This window comes from Nocardia sp. CS682 (assembly GCF_004634405.1).
GTDB lineage: Bacteria > Actinomycetota > Actinomycetes > Mycobacteriales > Mycobacteriaceae > Nocardia > Nocardia ninae.
Genome location: NZ_CP029710.1, coordinates 7,859,601 through 7,880,287 on the forward strand (window position 1 = coordinate 7,859,601; position 20,687 = coordinate 7,880,287).

The following is a 20,687-nucleotide window of genomic DNA, read 5'->3' on the forward strand; positions in this document are numbered from 1 at the left end:
CTCGTCAGATCACTTTGCCGGAGCGGCGAACGGCGACGGCCAGATCCTCGAGCAGCGGTGCGATGCCGGCGTGGGAGAACCGGAAGATCGGTTGCCAGCCGACGGCCTGATCGGCCCGCACCGCGGGCAGTCCGCGCCAGACCGGGTTGGCGGCAAGCGCTTCCGGCGACAACGTGCCGGAACGGCGGTCGAGCAGGATCAGGTCGGCCCGGTATTTGTCGGTGTGCTCCCAGCTGAGCTCCTCGAAGAAGCCGTCCGGGGTGACGTTGTCCGGGGTGACCATGTCGACGCCCAGCTCCGCGAAATAGCGTAGGTCGGTGGACATTCGGGGGTCGGAGACGTAGAAGATGCCCTGCGCGGCGGAGGCGGCCATGACGCGCAGGCCGGGTCGCTGCGCGACGGCCTCGCGGATCGCCTGGGACGCGGCGTCGAATCGAGACTTGGCTTGAACCGCCTTGGGCGCGTTCAGGTCCGCGCCGAGCGTGCGCGCGAGCTCGGCGTAGCGCGCGATGATCTCCGGCAGTGTCCGGTGGGCGATGCGTACCGTCGCGACATTCGGATTGATCGCCAGAATCTTTTCCTTGCTCTCGTCCGGGATGTACCAGAGCCGGTCGGGCACATACATATCGGTGACGAGGAGATCCGGTTCGAGCGCCGCGTACTTCTCGACATTGAACTCGCCCCAGTTGTTGCCGAGCACGGTCAGTTTGCCGAGGTCGAGATCGCCCGCCAGGGGCGCCGGTTCGCCTGCAGTCGTGCGTGTTTCACCGAAGACCCCGGCGATGCGGTCCTGCAGGCCGTAGTCCGCCAGCGACGCGGCGGAGCCGGCGAACGCGACGATACGGGACGGGACCTCCTTGGTGTGGATGGTGTTGTTCCGATCATCGGTGAACGACCAGCCGCCCGGCCCGGTGTACTGCTCGTCGGCGGACCGGCCGGTGCACGCGGTGACAGCGGCGCCGAGCCCGACTGCGCAGGCGGTCGTGAGCAGGCGGCGGCGGGAGATATGGATTGTGTCCATGGCGGCCATTAGAACGACCCATCGCCAGTTAGGCAAGCCTTACCTGAATGAGGTTGATCACGGGCGGGGCGGTGGGGTGTGCCGGTGTCGGGCCAATGCTGTTGCCGCGGAAGGTGACCGGACCGCACCATCCAGGCCTGGCGGACTGCGCTGCTGTGGTGCAGACCTCAGCGCCAACTCGGCAGCCACAGGTGCTGCAGCCAACTCGACTCGGTGATCGGCAGCCCGGTGAGAATCGGGTAGTTCCAGGCGAAGTTGGCGACGACCAACCCCAGATATAGGCAGACCAGCAGCAGGCCGGTATCGCGGCGTTCGCGATGATCGGCCGCGCGGCCGAGGATCTGCCCGAGCGCCAAGGCAACCAGCATGATCAGGAAGGGGGCCATGGCGGTGGCGTAGAAGTAGTACATCTGCCGGTCGAGCACGGCGAACCAGGGCAGCCAGGCCGCCGCGTAGCCGGTGAGGGCCGAGAGGTAGCGCCAGTCGCGGCGCGTGATGGACTGCCATAGCGCCCACCCCAGTGCGGGTACCGCCAGCCACCAGAGAGCGGGCGTGCCGATCAGCATGATCGCGCGCACACACCTCGATTGCCCGCATCCGGTGGTCAGTTCGGGCTCGGGAAAGTGGTAGAGCATCGGCCGCAAGCCCATCGGCCACGTCCACGGCTTCGACTCCCACGGATGGTGGTACCCGGCGGAGTTGGTCAGATGGGTGTGCACGTCCAGTACTGCGGCGTGGTGGAACCATAAGGAGCGCAACGCCTCTGGGACGAACGAGAAGAACCCGCCGCCCGCGACGGCATGTCGGTTCACTCCGGTCTCGCTGGCGAACCATCCCGTGTAGGACGCCAGATACACGCCCAGCGCCACTAGGACCAGTGCGAACGCCGCGGGTGCCGCGTCTCGCACGACCGTGCCGAGGAACGGGCGCCGCACTCCGTACTGCCGCCGCGCGACGGCATCGAAACCCAGACACAGGATTACGAAGAAGACCAGGAAATACGCGCCGGACCATTTTGTGCCACAGGCCAACCCGAGCAGCACGCCCGCGCCGAACCGCCACCAGCGCACGCCGAGGCGAGGCCCGTACGCGGACAAGGCAATCCGGCCCTCGGCCAGCGCCATCCGCGCCCGAACTTCGTCGCGATCGACGATCAAGCAGCCGAACGCCCCGGTGACCAGCACCGCCAGGAAGATATCCAGCATGCCGATCCGCGACGAGACGAACGTGACGCCGTCGGCGATCAGCAGGATTCCGGCGATGGCGCCGATCAGGGTCGAGCGCGTCAACCGCCGGACGATCCGGATCACCAACAGCACCAGCACAGTTCCGGCCACCGCAGCCGAGAACCGCCACCCCAGCGGTGTGTACCCGAACAGCGCCTCGCCCACGGCGATCAGCAGCTTCCCGACCGGTGGGTGAACCACGACCACGTACCCGGGATTGTCCTCGGTGCCCATCCCGTTGTGCAGCATCTCCCAGGCCTGCAACGCGTAGTACTTCTCGTCGAAAACCGGCACCCCGGCGTCGGTCGTCGAGCCGAGCCCCGCGAAACGGGTCACCGCCGTGAGCAGTGTCAGCACCACGGTGACCCACCAACCGCGTGCGGTATCAGTCGAATTGGTGTCGAGCTTCGGTGCCGACGGACCGACTTCAGGACGAGCCGACCACCGCTCGATCACCGAACCGACCACCACACGACCCTACGCAAGGCTCGATTCAGTAGACCGAATTCGCGCCGAAATCAGGGACAACCCCGATCAGGACCAGCTGACTCCACCGGTCCAAACGGCCGTTGTGCATCTCCCAGAACCTGCGGCACAACTCGAAGTACTCCAGGACGACCTGGCGTTCCCCGTGCTCCAACAGGTCTTTGGCCAGGCTCATGTTGGGTCCGAAGGTGTCCATCTGCGGCGAGCCGGGACTGTTGCCTGCGGCGAGCAGGTGCGCCTTGGCTTCGTGGACGCGCCCCTCGCGCAGGGCGATTCGGCCGAGCACCATGTTGGCGTCGTGGATGGCGTTGCCGTAATTCCAGTTGTCGTGGAACCCGGGCGTGATCGCCAGCAGCTCCTGCGCGTATTCGCGGGCCGCCTCGATGTCCCCGGCGGTGAAGCTGTCTTTGGCCAGATCCGGCAGTGCGTAGAACCTGTCGGAGGTGGTTCCCGGCGCCTCCGCGGTCGCGATGCCGGGCAGTGACGGCAAGGTCGCGACGGCTCCCACCATCGCTGCCGCGGCCAGCGCCGCTACCACGATCCCGGCCACCGCCCGTGGCCGTAACGGCCGGACGGCGGTGTGCTGCTTCGGCTTCGGCTGGTCGTCGAGCGCGGAATAGATGGACGGGTGCTCTGTCATCTCGGCCTTACCTGATCAAAGACGGGTGCGCGCCGCTCGTTCGGATCGCGGAGCTCAGCTAGAGCATCGCGCGACCTCTACCTGCACCCATAAGTTTTCGATCATCCGCCGATCACCTGAGTACAGCGCGAGCCCGGCCCGGATCGACCGATCCTGAGCCGGGCCGCAATTCGCCTGCGGGTCAGTTGGCCATGGTGGCGAACATGCCCGGCTCGTAGGACCCGCCCTTCTGGTGCACGATCACCGCGAGCCGGTTGGCCGCGTTGATCATGGCCACCAGCGCGACCAGCGCGACGGTCTGGTCGTCGTCGTAATGCTTGCGCACCTGGGCCCAGGTCTCGTCGGACACACCCTGGTGGGCGTCGGCGAGGCGAGTGCCCTCTTCGACCAGCGCGAGTGCGGCCTGCTCGGCCTCGGTGAACACGGTGGCCTCGCGCCAGGCGGCCACCAGATGCAGCCGGACCGCGGTTTCCCCGGCCGCCGCGGCGTCCTTGGTGTGGGCGTCGATGCACCAGCCGCACCCGTTGATCTGGCTCGCGCGCAGCGACACCAGTTCCTGGGTGGACTTCGGCAGCGGCGACTGCTGGATCGTCAGACCGACGTTGGCGAACCGCTTGGCGATCTTGCTGCCGATTTCGGTGCTGAACAGGTCGATACGGGGTTCCATGACTGGGTCCTCACTGGTGGTGTTGAACTGAACGACCATGAGATGCCGCGGGGACGGTCCGTGTGACAGGCGCGGTGCCGTGACGTGTGACACAAGCTTCAGGTGTCACAAAACCGGGGGCCCCGGTGTCTGGTGCGTGACACAGTCGAGAGCGAAGAGGAGTCATCCATGGCAGGCACGTCGCAGCACCCGGCCGAAGATCGCTGCGAGGACGATCGCCCGGACGCCACCGCCACCTTCGTCGCCCATCGCAATCTGCTGTTCACCGTCACCTACGAGATGCTCGGTTCGGCCGCCGACGCCGAAGACGTCTTGCAGGAGACCTGGTTGCGGTGGGCCGGGGTGGATCTCGACACGGTGCGGGATCAGCGCGCTTACCTGGTCCGGATCGCCACCCGCCAGGCGCTCGTCCGGCTGCGCACCCTCGGCCGTCGCAAGGAGTCCTACGTCGGGCAGTGGCTGCCCGAACCGCTGCTGACCGCGCCCGACGTGGCCGAGGACGTCGAGTTGGCCGAGAGCGTTTCGATGGCGATGATGCTGGTGCTCGAGACGCTCGCGCCGACCGAGCGGGCCGTGTTCGTGCTGCGTGAAGTGTTCGATCTGCCGTACGAGGAGATCGCCGAAGCCGTCGACAAGACCCCGGCCGCGGTGCGCCAGATCATCCACCGGGCCAGGGCGCACGTCTCCGCGCGCCGACCACGCGGGGTGGTTACCCCCGCCGAGACCAAAGGCGCGCTCGATGCCTTCCACCGGGCCGTCGAAACCGGCGATATGCAGGACCTGCTCGATATCCTCGCGCCGGACGTCGTCTTCCTGGGCGACGGCGGTGGCATCAAGCAGGCCGCACTGCAACCCGTCATCGGGGCCACCCGAGTCGCCCGCTTCTTGTCCATCGGCCTGCCGCGGGTCCGCGCCATGATGACGATCGAGCCGGTGCAGGTCAACGGTTCCCCGGCGCTGCTGCTCCGCCACGACGGCGCGGTCGACAGCGTCATCGCGCTGCGCATCGACGACGGGCTCGTCACCGGGCTCTACTCCGTGCGCAATCCGGAGAAGTTCTCGCACATGGAGCGGGAGACGGCATTGCGACGCTGAGTCGGATGTCGGCGCGGTGTAAGGGTTTCGTCAACGGCGGTGGTCGAGGTTCGGCGCTCGGGGCATAGTCAGCCGTCGTGACGGATGCTGCCGACGAACTCCGCGTTGTTATCGATCGCGTCGCTGCGCGGGAGGATCTCGGTGCGCACCGAAGCAGCTATGCGGCAGCGAAACCCGGTACGCGGCGATATGTCATCGAGGGTGTCGGCACGCTTTGCGCCGGATTATTGACGGCGATCGGTTGCTTGACCGGTGCGGCGGTCGTGGTCATCGTCGGGGTTACGGCTGTGCTGATGGTCGGCGGCAGGCTGCTGTGGGACCTGCTGTGGGTGGCGTATGTGCGCGGGCGGAATCGCCATGTGCGCTTGGATTTGTACGAGCGTGGACTTGTCGTGACGGTCGGTGGTGCAGCCCGGTGTGTGCGGTACGACACCACGACGCTGCGGCGCACCATCGTCGAACACGCGGATTCTCCTGCACCGAGCCAGGTCTCGCACACCTATTCCTTGGTCGACACCGTTGGTGCCCCGATTGTGTTGCGGCACGGGATTGCTCAGCCGCAGCAGTGGGGTCCGGAGATCGATCGGGCGATCACCGCCGCGCAACTGCCGCTGGCCAGCCGAGTGCTGGCGGCTGGCGGGTGCGTCGATTTCGAGTACTTCTGGATGACGCAGGCCGAGATCGGTGCGGGGGAGCGGTCGGAGCCGTGGTCGCTGGTGTCCGGCATCGATGTGCGGCACGGATGGGTCAGCGTTGAAGTTTCGGGAGGCGGGAGAACACTGGAATCGCTTCCGGTGAGCTTGATTCCGAACTTCACGGTCTTCCGTACGTTGGCGGAGCGGATGCGCGCGGAGCATGCGCACGTGTCGTAGCTCGCGTCAATGAAGCGTCAAAATGCAGCGGGAAGGGATGCCGTGCGGTCGTCTCGGTGTCGGCGGCGAGACCGGCGGTGTGACAGCGGATCTGACGCTCGGGTGAGAGCCGTTCCACCGCAACGTATGTCAGAGAATCGTCAAATCCGGGTCCGGGATCTTTTCCGGCCTCGTCCATCGCTGACATCGTCTTAATCCGGTTTGTCGGTGAAGGGATCAGGTGTGGCGTCGAAGGTCGGGGTGACCCCGGAGCAATTGCGCGGTGCGGCAGGAAAAATGGGCGGGCTGAGCGATCGGATGCACGGCATTCTGCGTACTTTGGAGTCCGCACTGGCGGCCAAGGGGGCGGCCTGGGGCGGTGACGGCTATGGCAGCACTTTTGCCGACGGGCCGCAAGGCTATGTGGCGGCGTACAAGAACCTGACGGAGGGGATCGGCAATACCGCCGAGACCTTCCGCTCGTACTCCGCTGGGCAGTACAAGGCCGCGGACCTGCTGGCCAGGACCGACCAGCGGTCGGCTGGATCCTTCCGGTAGCGCGTGTCCATCACCATTCCCGCCGAGCTGGCATGGCTCGGCTGGATCGCCGGTTCGGACTGGCCAGACGGCGACGAAGACAAGATGTGGGCCATCGCCGACGACTGGCGCACGGCCGCCGCCGAAATCCGTGACCTCCTACCGGATCTGGCCGCAGCAAAGAAGGCGACCATCGAGGCGTACCCCTGGGGCGACGGCATCGAGGCGATGACCGTCGCGTTGAACAAGCTGGACCGCGGCCCGGAATCGCTGGCGCAGCTGGCCGAAACCCTGGACTACGTCGCGGAATCGGCGGACGCGCTGGCCACCGAGATCGAGTACACCAAGATCCTCGTCATCAGTGCGCTCGCCATGCTCGCCGTCGAAATCGCTGCCGCATGGTTCTTTCCGCCGACCGCGCCGCTCGTCGAAGCGGCGGCCCTGGCCGCCACCCGCGTGGCGGTGCGGCTACTCGGTCAGCGGGCGGTCAGTGCCATCGCTCGGTTCGCCGCGAAGACCGGTATCGCCGCACTCGCCAAGTTCACGGCGAAGCATGTCGCCTTCAGCACCGTGCTCGGCGCGGGACAGGACGTCGCTATCCAGGCATACCAGGTCGGCGCCGGACATCGCGACGGGATGGACTGGAACCGGGTGGGTACGACTGCCTACACCGCCGCAGCGGCTGGGGCGGTCGGCGGCCCCGCCGGGGGACTGCTCGGCAAAGCGGCGGCGAAAGTTGCACTGCCCGGCGGACGTTGGGGCGGTGCGTTCAAAGGTGCGGTCGTCGGTGCGGGGTCGGGGATGGTCGGCGCGGTGGGGGCTTGGGGAGTGGGCGGTATCGCCAATGGTTGGACCTGGGATCCGCGCTTGCTGACCAGCGGCGCGGCTTATGGGGTGCTGACCGGCGGGAGCAAGGGGTTTCGCCATTCCGCGTTCGGGCGCGGGCCTGGTGCCGGGGGCTTCCGCGCGGCAGAGCCAGCAAGATTTGTCGGCGACGGCAGTTTGGCGCCGGTCCGGTCCGACAATTCTGCGGCTGGTGGGCGGAACGGAATCGACAGTGGTTCCGCGCCCTGCACCGGAGATCTGGCGAACAGTGGTGCCCGGAATTCCACTACCCACGGCGAAGTTCCGGGAGCGTCGTCGGACGGGTCCTCGGGCCGGAGTTCTGCCGATGTAGGCACCCGTACCGGCGATTTTACGCAGGCCGACTCGGGTATCGACCCACGGAAAGGCGACAGCCGGGCCGGTGTGCCGGAGGGCACTGCGCACGGAGACACGCATGAGGTGCCATCGGCGCGGGCCGGAGAGTCCGGGACCGTCGCCGGACCCAAGGAAACGCAGGCGATCCCCGCTGACGGGCAGAGCCGCGGTGTCACGCCGGATCATTCGTTGCCGGACAACGGCGTACCGCAGGTCACCGAGTCACACCACCCGATGCACCCGAATGGCGACGGCCCGGATTTCGCCGCGCCACCAGAGGTCGCTGCGCGGCCGGAATCGGCACAGCAGACCACCCAGCCGTCGCAGGTGAACAGCGGCGAGTTTCGCGCCGAGAACACTGTCGTCGGCAAGACATCACTGGGCGTCGGGCAGCCCGATAACGGGCCGCGGCAACCAGATGTCGCACAACCGCCGAATCAGGCACCTGGCGGTGCGCAGGCGCACGCGACGGCATCCGGGCAGATGTCCACCGGTGGCGAAACCCACGCCAGGCCATCCTCCGGAATACCGAGCGATCCCCAGCCGAAACCACCCACCAAGGCGCCGGACTCGTTACGCCCCGACTCGGCGGTTTCTCGGGACGACCGGACACGACACATAGGCGAGGAGGCTTTCGCACGTCGGGCGCACGAATTCGCCGAACGCACCGCCGCACTCGAAGGTGCAGGATTGCGCCCGAACGAGCTAATGGTGCAGCGGAGGGCGCTGCAGCGTGAAATCAACGAATTCCTCATGCAACGCAACGAATTTCGCGCCAACCTCGACCAGCAGGCGAAACCGGTTCAGGCGGAAGCGAATATCTCCGCCACTCAGCACCCGACACCGGCACCTCCGCCGGATGTTCGCCAACAGTCGCCGAGCGCCCAGCTGCCGACGGCCGATCAAACTCCCCGGCCGATCTCCTCCCCGGACGCTCAGTCGACGTCCCTCGATGAGCGCGCTCCCGTGGAGGTTCCCGACACGACCTCCAAGATCCCATACACACCAAGGTATTTCGGAGTCCCCCCGATCCCGCAGTACGAGGCACCAGAACCGCCACCCGACTCTGTATGGAAGGCCGAGCCTGGGCCTGGGCCGGAGCCGGAACCCGAGCCCGAGCCCGAACCGGAACCCGAGCTCGAGCCGGAACCCGAGCTCGAGCCGGAACCCGAGCCCGAACCGGAACCCGAGCCCGAACCGGAACCCGAGCTCGAGCCGGAACCCGAGCTCGAGCCCGAGCCCGAGCCGGAACCCGAGCCAGAACCTGAGCTCGAGCCAAAGCCGGGGCCTGGGCCGGGGCCGGGGCCTGAACCGGAACTAGAGGCCGATTCGGGACCTGAGCTGCGGGTCCAGCTGTGTCCTGGACCTGGCCCGGACCCGATCTGAGCCGAGACAACCGAGGCCGGGCGAAACCGAGGTTGCTGCGCCCCGAGCCCCAGCCGGAGCGAGTCAAAGAGGTGGGCCTACCGATCCGTTCCTGCAAGCCATACCCGCACCAAGGTTGGTGCCGAGCAGTGCTGGACGCGTCGTGCGCCCCACCCGGCTGCCGCAACTCGGCAATCCGTGCCGTGCCGGCCCGAACACCCTTTTCGTAAGCCGCACACCCGCTATACCGGGTGTGCGGCTCGGTAAAAGGGTGTTCGGCCCACATCGAGGGGATGGGGTGGTGGGGTGAGGTGCTGGCTTGGCGGGGCGAAGTGGTGGTGCAGGTTTACTGCGGAGCCGGAACTGTGTTGGGCGGCGATGCGGTCTGCGGAGAGGTCGGTTGTTACCAGGAGGTAATCGGCGCGGCGGCTCGGCCTCTAGCTCCAACGGTACTGAAGTGACATTCACCTCGATGACAGAACGTCGTCCCGTGGTGACACTGGATAGCGGCGTTGATCACGAATGGCCTGGTCACCGGGGTGTGACGCCTTACGAATATTTCTATGTGGAAGGGTAGCTCGCACTCATGGCACCGTCGGGGCCGACCATGGACACCGTCAAGATCGCGCTGGAGATGGCGGTGCGCGCACCGTCGATCCACAACACCCAGCCGTGGCGGTGGCGGATCCGTGATCGGGCGATCGAGTTGTGGGCCGACCCGAAGCGCCAGCTGGTGTCGAGTGATCCGCGGCAGGGCAAGCTGGTGGTGAGCTGCGGCGCGGTGCTGCATCATCTGCGCGTCGCCCTGGCTGTTGTCGGCTGGTCCGCCGACGTGACGCAGCTGCCCGACCCGGCGGAGCCGGACCATCTGGCGACCATCGAGCTCGCACCGCATCAGCCCACCCAGGCCGACATCGAGCTCGGCGCCGCGGTACTACAGCGGCACACCGACCGTCGCGGCTACCGCTCGTGGGAGATCCCGGCAGGCCACCTCCGTACCATCTCGACCAGGGCGGCGAAGTTCGGTGCCGTGGTGCGCCACGTCCCGGACGGCCTTCGGCGCCGGTTGGTGCAGCCGTTCCACGATGCGGTGACCCGGCACGCGGCCGACCTCGACTATCAGCTCGAACTCGCCGAATGGAGCGGCGGGCACCGGACCGAGGACGGTGTGCCCGGGTCGAATGTCCCGCGCCCGCACCAGTGCGACCAGATTCCCGCCCGCGTGTTCGCCGGCGCCGATCTGATCGACGATCTCACCGAGCCCGACGCGGCGGAATGGCTGGTGGTCTGCACCCCGCACGATGACCGTTCGTCCCAGCTGCGCGCCGGCGAGACCACCAGTGCACTGCTGCTGGAAGCCACCCGCCTCGGACTGTCCAGCTGTCTGCAAACCGAGCCGCTCGGCCTCCCCGAACTGCGCGAGGACATCCGGTCGCAAGTGCTCTACGACTGCGCCTTCCCGCAAACCATGATCCGCATCGGCTGGGTACCGACGGATTCCGCGCCGCTGCCGGCAACCCCGCGCCGGCCGATCGAAGACATGATCGACGTAGACCCGTTGGCCGCCACTACTTTTGGGCGCTGAGGCGGTCAGCGCGGTGGTGTTGTGCTACGCGCTCGCCTAGCTCACTCGTTGTCTGCCCGTGTTGCGGCCAGGGCGCTGGACAGGACCTCGTGCAGCGGATTGTCTTCCTCGACTTCGGCGAGCGCCTTACCGAGGACTGCTGCGGCATCATCGGCGCGGCCCATCTCCAGCAGGATCCGGCCGTGCACCAGATCGGCGCGCAGCGCGGGCTCGGTGGCGTCGATGGTGCGGAAGTTGGTCGCGGCGGCCGCGCCACGCAGCGCGGCATCCGCCAGGCGGTCGTCGGCGAACAGAATTCGCGCGGCGTTGTAGTCCAGCCGGGCGCGATGCCAGGTGAGCAGATTCGGATCGGGCTCGGTGTCGGCGAAATCGCGCATCGCCTGATCGGCTACCCCGAGCGCGGCCAGCGCGGCGGCCGACTCACCGCTCCAGTGCAGCGACAGCGCTGCGCTGTAGCGGCAGTAGGCAACTCGCAGCGGGTCGTTGTCGAGCACCGCCGCGTCACCGGCCTGCCGGTAGTGTTCGGCGGCGAGGGCGTCGCGATCGAGATTGTCGAGTAGGTCGGCGGTTTCGGCCAGGATCTCCGCCACGGCGCCGTGTTCGTCTCGGGCACGGTGGAATTCGACGATCTCCTCGTACAGTGCGAGCGCCTGATCCGGTTCGCCGAGCTGGAGATGCAGGCCCGCGAGCAGATAGCGGCACTGATGAGCCGACTCGTCCTGGCCGAGCCCCTCCCAGCTCGCGACGGCCTCCTCGGCGAGGTCGGCGGCGTCGAGCAGTTGCCCGGTCGCCCGGTAGGCGATGGCCAGATCCCACAGACAACGAGCGACCTGGGGCAGACCCTCCGTCCGGCCGATCGCGACCGCGGTGAGCAGATCGTTGATGGCCTCGCCCGGCCGGTCCAGGTCGTTGAGCACGGCACCGCGCAGGCCGTGCATCACCACCCGCAGGTCGGCGGGTGCGTCGGCGGCCAGGCTCGCCAGGGCCTCGTCGGCGGCGGCCAGCGCGGCTTCGGCCTCATCGCGGCTGCGTAGCAGCACGCCGAGGCGGAAGGCCGACGGCGCGACCATCCGGGGGATTCCGGCCTCCTTGAAGGCCGCCACGGCCGTGCGCGCGGCGTCGATCGCGTCGTCGAGTTCTTCGGCGCTGTGGATGTGCCGATGCATTCGGTGCGCCGCGACATCGCCGATCAGCACCGGGTCGCCGGATTCGGCTGCGGTGGCGGCGGCCTGCGCGAGCAGGGACTCGGCCTCGGTCAGGTGCTCGGCCGCGGGCTCGTCGGCCTGTAACAGGCCGCTGGCCAATCGGATAGCGGACCAGACCTGCCCTTCGAGTTCGGGGCGCTGGATCAGATAGGCATGCGAAGCACGCAGCAGCGCCGTTCCCTCCTCGGCTCGATCATGCACGCACAGGTACTTGCCGAGGCAACCGAGGGCGACCTGGCGACCGGTTTCGTCACCCGCGGCCTCGTACCGCTCGATGGCTTGCCACAGTAGCGACTCGGTCGCCGCGTTGTCGTCGTCCCAGGACGCCAAACGCGCGCGTAGGGTTGCTGTGCGCGCGGCGAGCATCGAGTCGGCGGGGGTGTTTTCGGCCAGTGAGATGAGTTGCTGCACAAGAGGTTCTGCGGCGTCGGCGTCATATCTGCGCAATAGGTGCTCGGCCCGTTCGGCCAGTTCGTCGGCGGTCAGCGCGGCGACGTCCACCGCAGCGGCCGCCGGCGGTCGAGGCGCCGGTACCCGATGGTCGGCCGCGGCGGACAAGGGTAGGTGGTCCACCAGCGGCTCGCTCGCCAGAAGCCTTCGTACAGTGGATGTTTGATGGTCGGTGCCATTGCGCTGATCGAACCGGGCGGCGATGTCGAACGCGTGGCGCGCCAGCTCGTCGTGCAGCACCTGGGCGGTGGGCTCGGTTGCCGGTCGATCCGCGTGCGCCGGGCGCCGGACGATCACCTCGCCGTGGCCTGCGTCGACCACCGTGCGCAGCAACAGGGCCGCCGACGCGGCGAACCACATGGCGTCCTTGGGGCTCGGCGCGCGATCCAGCCAGCCGAGATGCCGGTCGAGGAGTTCGAGGCCGCGGGACTGGTTGCCGGTCAGGGCACAGAACTGCAGATGGTCGCCGATCTCGGCCACATCCTGGGGCCTGGTGCGCAGGATGCGATAGGCCCGGCGGTGTGCGTTGCGCGCCTGCTCGAGTTGTCCGGTGCGCACATACGGCAGTAGCAGGGTGGTGAGGATCCGTTGCGGCTGCTGCTCACAGTTGAGCTCGCCGTCCAGCACCGGCCCGGCGACCGCGATGGCCTCGGCGTCCCGGCCCCGATCGACCAGGTAATCGGCCTTGTTGGTCGGATCGCAGCCGGCGCAGTCGGAGTTCTCATCCCGCGGCGTCGCACACCATTTCGCGTACCACTCGTCGGCGGCCGCGAGGTCGCCGACGTGCGCGGCTACCCGGTAGCGGTAGGCGTACACCGCGTGCAAGCTCTGGCTCTCGGTGCGGTAGCGGCGTTCCATCTGATCGAGCACGGCCAGCGCCCGATCCTTGGGCACCTCAGGGAATTTCGTCATCGCCGTGATCGCGTGCTTGAAATCCCAGCGCAGCGTCGCCGCCACCCACGGCTCGTGCGCCGCCGGGTTACGGTCGTAATCGGCCAGGCACCGGGCGAACGGTACGAACAGTTTGGCCGGCTGCATGCCCTGGGTGTACGCGTCGATCAACCGCAGCCGCGCGTAGAAGGCGACTTCGGTGTGTTCCCCGGCCTCCGCGTGCCGCAGAACCTCTTCCAGCAGTGCGTCTTTGCCGTCGCCGAAGGGGAGTTGATCGGCTTGTTCGATCAACTGGTACAGGCTCTCGGCCGACTTCGCCATTACGATTCTCCCCGCTCGTCGTGTACCGCCCAATCGAGCAGGCCGACGAAAGATCTGTTGAGCAAGGCCGTGTCCACGGGACGGAGCGGGTGCTGGCCGAGCAGTAGTGCCTGACTGTAGAGCGCCTCGACCGCCATGGTGGCCAGTCGAGGATCGGATAGCGCAGATATTTTGCGTACCAGAGGGTTTCGATGATTGAGGACCAGTTGCGGCCGATCCGGCCCGAGCCCGGTGTCGAAGGCGCCGAGCACATCCGACCAGAGGTCGTCGGCGATCGCGCGGGTAGCGCGCAGCTCGGCCCGATGCTGGGTTTCCCGGTCGAGCAGGTACAGCGCGGCCAGTGAGGGCGGGTCGAACGTACGCAGCGTGACTTCGCAGTCCAACCGATCCAGCGCGCGCTGTGCCGTCACCAGGAAGGGGCGCAGCGACAACTCGGTCGCCGGATCGATCAGGTCGAAATGGGTTGCCAGCTCACTGGTTTCGAGGCGCGAGACGCGGATCTCGGGATCGATCGCCGGTAGCCGTTCGAGGATCTCGGTGAGGTAGGCGTAGCCGCCGTTCACCAGGCCGATGCCCTGGGCGTTGGCCACGGCGGAGAGCTGACGGAACTCCTCCACCGAGGGCGTGAAGCGGATGGCGCCGAAGCGGCGCCGGAACTCGGCGAGCGGAATCCGGCCCGCGTTGGTCTCCACCGCGAGCCAGCGGTCCACCAGGCGCAACATGTCGTCATCGTGCAGCGCAAGGGCTTTCACGCCGAGGTCGTGGATCTGCAGGAACTGCGCGAGTCTGGCCGGGTCCGACGCGGACAGCTCGATCAGCCAGTCCCTGACCTGATCGCCCAGTGTTTCCCGGGTCGACTCCAGTAGGTCGTCTTCGTACAGGGCTTCCCGGCTGGCGGTCGGGCGCAGCTCGCTCGTGTCGACCACGCAGCGGACGAAGAACGCCCAATCGGGCAGCAGCCCGGTGACGTTCTCGGCGATCAACATGCGCTTGAGATAGGCCCGATGTCCGGTCTTGGCCGCCGGATTGGCCGCTTGCGGCAGCACGAACGCCACGCCGGTGAGCCCGGCCTCGGCGCTGGACAGGTCGAAACTGGCGAAGGGGGTGAAACCGAAGGTGTCCTCGGCGTAGGTGGCCAGCGCTGCTTGACGGTCGCTCGGCGTGGGATGTGTTGCCCGCCAAGGTAGGTCGGCCGCATTGATGGTCTGCCCGTCGACGGTGACCGGGAACGGTAGCAGGCCGCCGAAGAGCGTGGCCAACTCGAGAACAGTGGTGCTGGTCAGCCACGGCTCCATGCCCTGGCGTGGCGTGAGCGTCACGGTGGTGCCCGGCTCGGGCCGCTGCTCGGCCGCGATCTCGACGCGGTAGCGACCATCGGCGTAACCGGTCCACGCCACCGACGGTCCGCCGCGGGCCGAACGGGTCAGGATCCGCGCCTCGTCGGCGACGAGGAAACAGGAGAGCAGACCGATGCCGAACTGACCGAGGAACTCGTGCCTGGCGAAGCCGAGGCTGTCGCGCTTGCCGCTGTGGCCGATGGTGGCCAGGAACTCGTGCACTTCGGGCTCGGTCAGCCCGATGCCGTTGTCGTACACGCGGATACTGCCGTCACCAGTGCTGTCGGGGGTCTCGATGCGCACCTCGGCGGGCGCGTCCGCATCGATGGCCTGCCGGGCGGTGACGGCGTCGACCGCGTTCTGCAGCAACTCGCGAATGTAGACCCGCGGACTGCCGTAGAGGTGGTGACTTAGTAGGTCGACAACGCCACGTAGATCGACCCTGAACGCTTGCTCCACCGCTGCCCTCCGACAAACCCACCAGCTAACGGAATCACTCTAGCTATAGGACACGCCGATGCTTCCCCCTCGATTCTGGGGGCGGCTCAGGTCTGCCGGGACAGATGGGCCTCGTGTTGCGCGGTCACCTGGTGCCACAGCCGGTGGCGTGCCGCGCGATCGAAGACGGCGGGGGAGATGCCGAATACCTCGTGCAGGGCGGTGAACCAGTCCTCTTGGGCATCAAAAACCGTTGTGCTGGTGTCGGAGTCATCGATTCTGGTGAGGGTGCGGGCGCGCAGGGTGTCGCTGCCGCTCGCGTGTCGACGCTGCACCACGCACACCCGGACGAAACCGGATTCCGGTGCGGTGGAGAGGTATTGGTGACGTTCGGCGAAGTCGGACATGGTCGCGGGGGTCGGATCGAAGTCCATGCCGACGAAGCTGCCGCGCGGATCGTGGTCGAAGCGCCAGCCGCCGGCGACCGCGGTGGACGGGCGCAGGCCGAAGGTGAACGGGCCCTGCGGATAATCGCCCGCGCGCAGCGGTAGTGGGGAGAACAGGGCGTCACCAAGTCCGGCATCGACCAGCCAGGTCGTCTCCGGGTCGTCCGGTAGCCCGGAGACGGTGAGCGCCAGATGGTTTCGGCTGATCTCGGCGGGTCCGCCGGAATTCTGCACGCCTGCCCGGTGCAAGGTGACCTGATAGCCGAGGGCCCGCAGTAGCGCGGAGAAAGCGCCGTTGAGGTGGTAGCAGTAACCGCCGCGGCGCTGCCGGATGATGCGGTCGGCGGAATCGAGCGGGTCGAGGGTGGTGCTGCGGCCGAGTTGAATCTCCAACGCCTCGTAGGGCACCTGCTGCACGAAGGCCTCGTGTAGTCGGGTCAGGGCGGCCACGCTCGGTGGTTCCGCGCCGGGTAGGGCCAAATGCCGGAGGAACTCGGACGCATCGATCTCGCGCATGTCCGAACCCTAGTGTGTTGCCGACGGTGTGCGGTCTGGTCTCGGTGTGCCGCGACAGTCGGGAGTGACCAGGCTCACGATTGAAGTTGGATCGGCTTCGTAATGGTGTCTGACCAGCTGATTTGTGGTGACCCCTCGGTGGCGCGACCGGAAAATCCGATGAAACTTGTCGGTATCGACCGGTTTACTGATGCGCGCCGATGAGTTCGAGCACCCGAGTCCGTCTCAATCATTGTGGCGCCGGGGGGCTCGAAGCTCCAAGGCCACACGTTGCCCTGCCGATCTCTATGCCCCCGGAGGTATCCGATGCCCGAACCATCCGCTCCCGTCTCGGGAGGACGGACACCGACCGTCATCCGGGTGCTGGTACTCGCGACCTTCGTGGTGATCCTGAACGAGACCATCATGATCAACGCGATCCCGCGGTTGATGGAGGACCTCGCGGTCACCGAGCGGGCGGCGCAGTGGGTGTCCACCGCGTTCATGCTCACCATGGCGGCCATCATTCCGACCACCGGCTGGTTCCTGCAGCGGGTCACCACCCGGCAGGCCTACGCCGTGGCGATGGGTGTCTTCCTGGCCGGTACCGCGCTGTCGGCCGTGGCGCCGTCGTTCGTGGTGCTGCTGATCGGCCGGATCATCCAGGCCGGTGGCACCGCGGTGATGATGCCGCTGCTGATGACCACGCTGATGACCGTGGTGCCCGAGCAGGATCGCGGCCGGGTGATGGGTAACGTCACCCTCGCCATCTCGGTGGCGCCCGCGATGGGGCCGGTCATTTCCGGGCTGGTGCTCCAGGTCGGTTCCTGGCGTTGGCTTTTCGTGCTGGTGCTGCCGATCACCGGCGTGGTCACCTGGCTCGGCTTGCGGCAGCTGGAGAACGTCGGCGAGCCGCAGCCCGGCGCGATCGACTGGTCCAGTGTGCTGCTCGCCGCGCTCGGTTTCGGTGGTCTGGTGTACGGGCTCAGCAAGTTCGAGGCCGACAACCTGGCCAGCCCTGCCCTGATCGTCGCCGCGGGTGTGGCACTCATCGCCACGTTCGTGTTCCGGCAGCTGCGGCTGCAGCGCACCGGTGTTCCGCTGCTCGACCTGCGGGTGCTGCTGGCGGGCACCTACACCAAGGCGCTGGTGCTGATGTCGGTTGCGTTCATGGCGATGCTCGGATCGATGATCCTGCTGCCGCTGTACCTGCAGAACCTGCGCGGCCTGAGCCCGTTGGCGACCGGCCTGCTGGTGATGCCGGGTGGTCTGGCGATGGGTCTGCTCGGGCCGACCGTCGGCCGCTTGTTCGACCGCTTCGGCGGCCGCTGCCTGGTGATTCCCGGGTCGATCGGCATCGCCGTGGCACTGGCCGGCTTCACCCAGATCTCGATGACCATGCCGTACTGGCAGCTGATCGCGCTGCACATGGTGCTGATGGTGTCGCTGGCCGCGACCTTCACCCCCGTCTTCACCCTCGGCCTCGGCGCGCTCCCGCACCAGCTGTACTCGCACGGCAGCTCCATGCTCGGCACCCTGCAACAGGTCGCCGCCGCCTTCGGCACCGCCATGGTGGTCACCGTCATGTCGGCCCGCAGCACCCAGCTCGTCGAAGACGGCACCGACGCCATCACCGCCCACCTCGACGGCATGCGCCTGGCCTTCCTGGTCTCCGCCGTCCTGGCCCTGGTCGTGATCGTCATGGCAGTCCTGCTGCCCAACCGGGCCGCCGCCCCGGAAGAATCCGACGAATCCGAAACCGCGGCACCCGAATTGGTCAAGGGCTGACCCTTCACCCCACGAACCCCCGGCCGCACCCGCGCGCCGGGGGTTTCGTGTATTGGTCGACTGATCATGAGGAACTGATGTAGGCATCGGTCGAGAGGACCGCACCACCAATTCCCCATGATCGGTTGTCCAGTATCCATAACTCGCGTCTGCGCTGCGGGCTCATATCGTAGTGGGGGTAGTTCGCCTAGGTGGTCTTCGATTAGTCGGACATTTCAAGTGCGGCTTATCGAGTCATTCAGTACGTCTTAAAAAGTAAATGTCGCTGCGACATTGCTGGGGATCGTTGGTAAGAATGCGTTCCATGGTAGGGACGGCCTCTCGGGAATTGTTGGTGCGGCACGGTGGGGTGGGGGCTGCGCGGGTGGGGTTTCGGGGGGACGTGGAGGGGTTGCGGGCGGTTGCGGTGCTGGCTGTGGTTGTTTTTCATGCGGGGGTGCCCGGGGCGGGGGGTGGGTTTGTGGGGGTGGATGTTTTCTTTGTTATCTCCGGGTTCTTGATTACGGGGATGTTGTGGCGGGAAGTGGCGGGTAGCGGGACGATTCGGTTGGCGCGGTTCTATGGGGCGCGGGCGCGGCGGTTGTTGCCTGCGGCGGGGATTGTGTTAGTTGCGACGGCTGGGGGTGCGGCGGCGCTGTTGCCGCCGTTGCAGGCGCGTGAAGTGTTGGGGGATGGGATTGCCAGTGCGTTGTATGTGGGGAATTATCGGCTTGCGTTGCACGGCACCGACTATCTCGCTGCGGATGCGCCGCCTTCGCCGTTTCAGCACTACTGGTCGCTGGGGGTGGAGGAGCAGTTCTATGTGTTGTGGCCGGCGTTGATTATCGGGGTTGCCTGGTTCGTACAGCGGCGGCGTAGGACCGAGAGTGCCTCGGCGACTCCGTATCTGGTTGTGCTCGGGGTGATCGCCGCGCTGTCGTTCGCGGTGTCGCTGCACTGGACCAGGACGTTGCCGTCGTGGGCGTTCTTCGCGCTACCGGCACGGGCGTGGGAGTTGGCGGTCGGCGGCATGGTGGCGCTGTCGATTCCGGTCTGGCGTCGAATTCCGGCGGCGGTTGCCGCTGTCGCCGGGTGGCTGGGGCTGGCGGCGATCGTCGTGAGTTGTACGCACTTGGATGGGCGGACACCGTATCCGGGGACCGCTGCGCTGCTGCCCGTGCTGGGCGCGGCCTCGATCGTGGCGGCGGGTTGCGCCGCGCCCCGGCTCGGAGTCGGTCGAGTGTTGTCGACGGCTCCCTTGCGGTCGCTCGGGCGGCTGTCGTACTCCTGGTATCTCTGGCACTGGCCGGTGCTGCTGCTCGCACCGAAGCTCAGCGGCCACCCGCTCGATCTGATCGGCTCGCTGGGGGCGGTGGCCACGGCGGCGGGCCTGGCCATGTTGACGCTGTGGTTCGTCGAGGACCCCGCACGCTTCGCGGCGCCGCTACGCCGTTCTGCCGCACTGAGTTTGGCCGGTGGTGGTGTTGTCACCGCGGTCGCCGTCTGCGTTGCAGTAGTGCTGCTGGTGCTCGTGCCGGTGCCGGTCGGGCGTGGGGCGGCGGCCGAGGCGTTGACCGTCGTCGCGGCGCCGCAGGCGCCGCCGTCGGAATCCATCGACCCGCATGATGCGGCGGTGCGACAGCTGACCGCGCAGGTGCAGACCGCCGTCGCGGCGTCGGCCGAATCTCCGTCGGTCCCGTCGAATCTGTCCCCCTCACTCGCCGACGCACCCGCCGACAAGGCCGCCGTATTCGGAAACGGTTGCGTGCGATCGTGGCTCGACGTCGGGCAGCCGGAGTGCGCCACGGGCGATCTCGGCTCGGCGAACACGGTGGCACTGGTCGGTGATTCGCATGCGGCGATGTGGAGCCCGGCATTCGAACAGATTGCCGAGCAACGGCATTGGCGCTTGGAGACGATGAGCAAGGTGACTTGCCCGCTGATGGAACTGCCCATCACCAGTCCCTACCTCGGCCGGGAATACACCGAATGCGTGCAGTGGCGGCACCAGGTCCTGGCCAGGCTGCAGGCCGAGCATCCACGGCTGATCGTGCTCAGCATGTCCCGGCGCTACGGCGGCGACTTCGGCTTCACCACCTACGACCAGGCCTGGATCGACAGCCTGTCCCGCCTGACCACGCAGCTGCGCGCGACCGGCGCGAATATCCTTGTCCTCGGCCCGATTCCGGACCCGCACAGCACTGTGCCCACCTGTCTGTCCGGCCACCTCGATGACGCGCTGGCCTGCGCGCCGACCCGTCCGGTCGCCGTCGATGACGCGGGCATCGCCGCCGAACGGGCCGCGACAACGGCGGGTAACGGCCAGTACGCCGACCTCACGGAGCTGTTCTGCACCGCCGACCGCTGCCCGCTCATCGCCGGCAACACCCTCATCTACCGCGACGACAACCACCTGACAGTCGCTTACGCCAAAGCGCTCGCCCCGGTCGCCGCCGCTCTCGCCGACCGAGCCCTAGCCCGCGGCTGAACCCGCTGGGCCCGAACGAAACCGGGCACCAAGACCCGAGCGTCCGCAACCGCGGCGCAGGCGAAGCCGCTGCGCACGAGACCAGCATTCCCGGGACGCAGCACTCGACGGAGCGATATTCTCCATCGGCGGAGTACCTTCCAGCCCGGCGTGTGCATGCGGGCCGCCTGCGACGT

The 20,687-nt window shown here is 67.4% G+C and carries 14 protein-coding genes; 7 read left to right on the plus strand and 7 right to left on the minus strand.

All coding sequences use genetic code 11. The features are described from left to right. Positions 1 to 4 precede the first annotated feature (4 nt). From DMB37_RS35610 to DMB37_RS35625, 4 genes are all read right to left on the minus strand, one after another. Positions 5 to 1,021, minus strand: a complete 1,017-nt coding sequence (locus DMB37_RS35610) for an ABC transporter substrate-binding protein (protein WP_240771804.1) — start codon at positions 1,019 to 1,021, stop codon at positions 5 to 7. 167 nt (positions 1,022 to 1,188) lie between these two features. Beyond that, positions 1,189 to 2,718, minus strand: a complete 1,530-nt coding sequence (locus DMB37_RS35615; RefSeq protein WP_370465263.1) for a dolichyl-phosphate-mannose--protein mannosyltransferase — start codon at positions 2,716 to 2,718, stop codon at positions 1,189 to 1,191. Positions 2,719 to 2,740: 22 nt separating this feature from the next. Beyond that, positions 2,741 to 3,373, minus strand: coding sequence for a lipopolysaccharide assembly protein LapB (locus DMB37_RS35620; RefSeq protein ID WP_135236450.1), 633 nt, complete (start codon positions 3,371 to 3,373; stop codon positions 2,741 to 2,743). A gap of 181 nt (positions 3,374 to 3,554) precedes the next feature. Then, positions 3,555 to 4,040, minus strand: coding sequence for a carboxymuconolactone decarboxylase family protein (locus DMB37_RS35625; RefSeq protein WP_135236451.1), 486 nt, complete (start codon positions 4,038 to 4,040; stop codon positions 3,555 to 3,557). Positions 4,041 to 4,208: 168 nt separating this feature from the next. On the opposite strand from DMB37_RS35625, the gene DMB37_RS35630 reads away from it, so the two are divergent. From DMB37_RS35630 to DMB37_RS35650, 5 genes are all read left to right on the plus strand, one after another. Next, positions 4,209 to 5,135: an RNA polymerase sigma-70 factor gene (locus DMB37_RS35630; RefSeq protein WP_135236452.1), complete on the plus strand. Its 927-nt coding sequence runs from the start codon at positions 4,209 to 4,211 to the stop codon at positions 5,133 to 5,135. Between the two features lie 77 nt (positions 5,136 to 5,212). Continuing rightward, complete coding sequence (locus tag DMB37_RS35635) at positions 5,213 to 6,007, plus strand: DUF6585 family protein (protein WP_135236453.1); 795 nt, start codon at positions 5,213 to 5,215, stop codon at positions 6,005 to 6,007. A 222-nt stretch (positions 6,008 to 6,229) separates the two neighbouring features. Next, entirely contained in the window at positions 6,230 to 6,544 is a 315-nt protein-coding gene (locus DMB37_RS35640) for a WXG100 family type VII secretion target (RefSeq protein ID WP_135236454.1), read from the plus strand. Positions 6,545 to 6,547: 3 nt separating this feature from the next. Beyond that, a complete protein-coding gene (locus DMB37_RS41075; RefSeq protein ID WP_206055092.1) occupies positions 6,548 to 9,109 on the plus strand; it encodes a hypothetical protein in 2,562 nt (853 codons plus the stop codon). A 565-nt stretch (positions 9,110 to 9,674) separates the two neighbouring features. Continuing rightward, complete coding sequence (locus DMB37_RS35650; protein WP_135236455.1) at positions 9,675 to 10,673, plus strand: hypothetical protein; 999 nt, start codon at positions 9,675 to 9,677, stop codon at positions 10,671 to 10,673. A gap of 41 nt (positions 10,674 to 10,714) precedes the next feature. Here DMB37_RS35650 and DMB37_RS35655 read toward each other — a convergent pair whose 3' ends face one another. From DMB37_RS35655 to DMB37_RS35665, 3 genes are all read right to left on the minus strand, one after another. Next, the gene (locus DMB37_RS35655) at positions 10,715 to 13,540 is read right to left on the minus strand and encodes a tetratricopeptide repeat protein (RefSeq protein WP_135236456.1); all 2,826 of its coding nucleotides are present in this window, start codon (positions 13,538 to 13,540) and stop codon (positions 10,715 to 10,717) included. Continuing rightward, positions 13,540 to 15,336, minus strand: coding sequence for an HSP90 family protein (locus DMB37_RS35660; protein WP_135236457.1), 1,797 nt, complete (start codon positions 15,334 to 15,336; stop codon positions 13,540 to 13,542). The genes DMB37_RS35655 and DMB37_RS35660 overlap by 1 nt, the downstream gene beginning before the upstream one ends. A gap of 86 nt (positions 15,337 to 15,422) precedes the next feature. After that, positions 15,423 to 16,277 carry an arylamine N-acetyltransferase gene (locus DMB37_RS35665; protein ID WP_135236458.1) on the minus strand — a complete coding sequence of 285 codons (855 nt, stop codon included), beginning with the start codon at positions 16,275 to 16,277 and terminating at the stop codon, positions 15,423 to 15,425. A 306-nt stretch (positions 16,278 to 16,583) separates the two neighbouring features. Between DMB37_RS35665 and DMB37_RS35670 the strand changes: the two genes are divergently transcribed. Next, entirely contained in the window at positions 16,584 to 18,044 is a 1,461-nt protein-coding gene (locus tag DMB37_RS35670; RefSeq protein WP_135236459.1) for an MDR family MFS transporter, read from the plus strand. A 304-nt stretch (positions 18,045 to 18,348) separates the two neighbouring features. Next, entirely contained in the window at positions 18,349 to 20,511 is a 2,163-nt protein-coding gene (locus DMB37_RS35675; protein WP_135236460.1) for an acyltransferase family protein, read from the plus strand. Positions 20,512 to 20,687: the final 176 nt, after the last annotated feature.

Bases quoted from the DNA above. Each gene is read 5' to 3' on its own strand.
- DMB37_RS35670 (WP_135236459.1), top strand. From the start codon at position 16,584: ATGCCCGAACCATCCGCTCCCGTCTCGGGAGGACGGACACCGACCGTC.
- DMB37_RS35610 (WP_240771804.1), bottom strand. From the start codon at position 1,021: ATGGACACAATCCATATCTCCCGCCGCCGCCTGCTCACGACCGCCTGC.
- DMB37_RS35620 (WP_135236450.1), bottom strand. From the start codon at position 3,373: ATGACAGAGCACCCGTCCATCTATTCCGCGCTCGACGACCAGCCGAAG.
- DMB37_RS35675 (WP_135236460.1), top strand. From the start codon at position 18,349: ATGGTAGGGACGGCCTCTCGGGAATTGTTGGTGCGGCACGGTGGGGTG.
- DMB37_RS35630 (WP_135236452.1), top strand. From the start codon at position 4,209: ATGGCAGGCACGTCGCAGCACCCGGCCGAAGATCGCTGCGAGGACGAT.
- DMB37_RS35665 (WP_135236458.1), bottom strand. From the start codon at position 16,277: ATGCGCGAGATCGATGCGTCCGAGTTCCTCCGGCATTTGGCCCTACCC.
- DMB37_RS35625 (WP_135236451.1), bottom strand. From the start codon at position 4,040: ATGGAACCCCGTATCGACCTGTTCAGCACCGAAATCGGCAGCAAGATC.
- DMB37_RS35650 (WP_135236455.1), top strand. From the start codon at position 9,675: ATGGCACCGTCGGGGCCGACCATGGACACCGTCAAGATCGCGCTGGAG.
- DMB37_RS35655 (WP_135236456.1), bottom strand. From the start codon at position 13,540: ATGGCGAAGTCGGCCGAGAGCCTGTACCAGTTGATCGAACAAGCCGAT.